Here is a 2,645-nt window from a genome sequence, read left to right as displayed (position 1 = left end):
TGCGGCGCGGCAATCAAGGTGACAGTGGAGCGTCAATCAGGATGAGAGAGTTGTCGCCTGGGCTGTGACGCAGGGAGGGCGTAGCCCGACCGGAGTTACAGCCCAGGCGACGGCGCGATCCTCAGCGGACCGCGCCGTCTGGTGATCGCGGCCGGCCGGTGATGGATGGTTCTTCTCGCCAAAGAGGAATCACCCGTTGCCAGGCTGCCATGTCACCGATCATCAGATGAGGCTCTACATGAAGTTCCGTCAAACCAATTCGCCGCCAGTGGCGGCTGCGAAGGCGTCGTTCAGTTCGTCGACCGCTTATCGGATCGAGAAGGATCCCCGCCTTCCATCGCAGAAGAGCGCCCGCGGTCGTCGCCGGCCGGATCCGTTGGGCCGTGTGTTTGAGACAGAGGTGGTGCCGATGCTGAAGGCCGCCCCCGGCGTGCGGCCGGTTGCGATCTTCGAGGAGATGTTACGGCGCCATCCCGAGTTCGGAGCTGGGATCCGCCGCACGCTGGAGCGCCGGATCCGCGCCTGGCGAGCGATCCACGGTGAGGAGCAGGAGGTCATCTTCCGCCAGACCCACGAAGTGGGCCAGGTCGGCCTGTCCGACTTCACCGACATGGGCGAGCTTGGGGTCACCGTCGCTGGCGTGTCGCTCGATCATCGCCTCTATCACTTCCGGTTGGCCTATTGTGGGTTTGAGCACGCCCATGTCGTGCTCGGTGGCGAGAGCTTCGTCGCTTTAGCCGAAGGGCTGCAGAATGCCCTGTGGTCGCTCGGTGGGGCACCGCGGGAGCATCGGACCGACAGTCTGTCGGCCGCCTTCTGCAATCTCGATCGCAATGCGAGGGCTGATCTGACCCGGCGGTACGAGGACCTCTGCACCCATTATGGCATGCGGCCTTCCCGCAACAATCGCGGCATCGCCCACGAGAACGGGGCGATCGAGAGCTCGCATGGCCATCTCAAGCGGACGATCGCCGATGCGCTGCTGTTGCGAGGCACCGCCGACTTCGATGATCTCGCCACCTATCGCGGCTTCATCGACGAGATCGTCAGCCGCCGCAATGCCCGCAACGCCAAGCGGATTGACCACGAGCGCGCCGCCCTGCAGGCGTTGCCGGATCGCCGGACTTCGGACTACGAGGAGGTAGTTGTCCGCGTGACGTCAAGCGGCGGCTTCACCTTGCGCAAGGTGTTCTACACCGTGCCGTCACGCCTGATCGGCCACCAGCTGCGGGTGCGCCTTTACGACGATCGTCTCGACGTGTTCGTCGGCGGCACCCATCTCGTCACCCTTCCGCGTGGGCGGCCGCATCCCAACGGCAAGCACGACCAGGTCGTCGATTATCGGCACGTGATCCATTCCTTGCGACGCAAGCCAATGGCGCTGCTCAATCTCGTCTACCGTGATCGGCTGTTCCCGCGCGATGCCTATCGCCGAACCTTCGATCGCTTGCGCGAACGGCTGCCGGACAGGAAAGCCTGCCGACTCATGGTCGATCTGCTTGCGCTGGCGCACGAGCGCGGCTGCGAGGCCGAACTTGCCAGTCAGCTTGCCACCGACCTGGAGGCCGGCCAACTGCCCGACCTCGGACGGCTGCGCGCTCACTTCGCGCCCGATCCTGCCTGCGTGCCGCAGGTCATCGTGCAGCTTGCCCCGCTCGCCAGCTATGAGTGCCTCATCGGCGCCAGCCAGATCGGAGACGCCGCATGAACACGGCCAACACAGTCGACACCGCCCGCCTCAACCTGTTGCTCAACGAACTGCGGCTGCCCGCCATCAAGGTGCTGTGGCCACAGTTTGCCGAACAGTCCGACAAGGAAGGTTGGCCGGCGGCCCGCTTCCTCGCCAGCATCGCCGAACACGAGATCGCCGAACGCGGCCGCCGTCGTATCGAGCGCCATCTCGTCGAGGCACGGCTGCCCGCCGGAAAGACCTTCGATAGCTTCGACTTCGAGGCTGTGCCGATGATCTCCAAGGCGCAGGTGACCGCACTCGCCGCTGGCGATGGTTGGCTCGGCAAGGGCGCCAATTTGCTGCTGTTCGGTCCGCCCGGCGGTGGAAAGAGTCACTTGGCGACAGCCATCGGTCTGGCCCTCATCGAGAACGGATGGCGCGTCCTCTTCACCCGCACCACCGATCTCGTCCAGAAACTCCAGCTGGCGCGGCGCGAGCTCAACCTCGAGGCCGCCATCAACCGCCTCGATCGCTTCGATCTGCTGATCCTCGATGACCTCGCCTACGTCACCAAGGATCAGGCCGAGACCAGCGTGCTGTTCGAGCTCATCAGTGCACGCTACGAGCGGCGCTCCATGCTGATCACCGCCAACCAGCCCTTCGGTGAATGGAACAAGGTCTTCCCGGACCCCGCCATGACGCTCGCCGCCATCGATCGGCTCGTTCACCACGCCACCATCGTTGAGATGAACGTCGAAAGCTATCGCAGGCGGACCGCCCTTGAGCGAAAACGTGGCCCAGGACGGCCACCGGCGCACGCGACACCAAAAACACTCGCTGATTGACGCCCCGCGACAATCAGAGCCAACAAACCTCTTGCGCGCGACAATCATCGCGGCAATCATCACCTCGCCGCGACACCGACTCGCCATCCTGATTGTCGCGCGCTTCCCACCCAGATTGTCGCGCTATA

The 2,645-nt window shown here is 64.5% G+C and carries 2 protein-coding genes; both read left to right on the top strand.

All coding sequences use genetic code 11. The annotated features are described in order from the left end of the window. Positions 1–196: 196 nt before the first annotated feature. Entirely contained in the window at positions 197–1,708 is a 1,512-nt protein-coding gene (istA, locus tag ACYCVF_RS36685) for an IS21 family transposase (protein ID WP_459606825.1), read from the top strand. Beyond that, positions 1,705–2,517 carry an IS21-like element ISBj11 family helper ATPase IstB gene (gene istB, locus ACYCVF_RS36680; RefSeq protein ID WP_459606824.1) on the top strand — a complete coding sequence of 271 codons (813 nt, stop codon included), beginning with the start codon at positions 1,705–1,707 and terminating at the stop codon, positions 2,515–2,517. The genes istA and istB overlap by 4 nt, the downstream gene beginning before the upstream one ends. Positions 2,518–2,645 lie beyond the last annotated feature (128 nt).

It is taken from the genome of Bradyrhizobium cedriense, from assembly GCF_054602315.1.
This window is presented reverse-complemented; position numbering and strand designations above follow the sequence as displayed.

Coding starts and splice junctions, on each gene's coding strand:
- istB (WP_459606824.1), top strand. CDS start 1,705: ATGAACACGGCCAACACAGTCGACACCGCCCGCCTCAACCTGTTGCTC.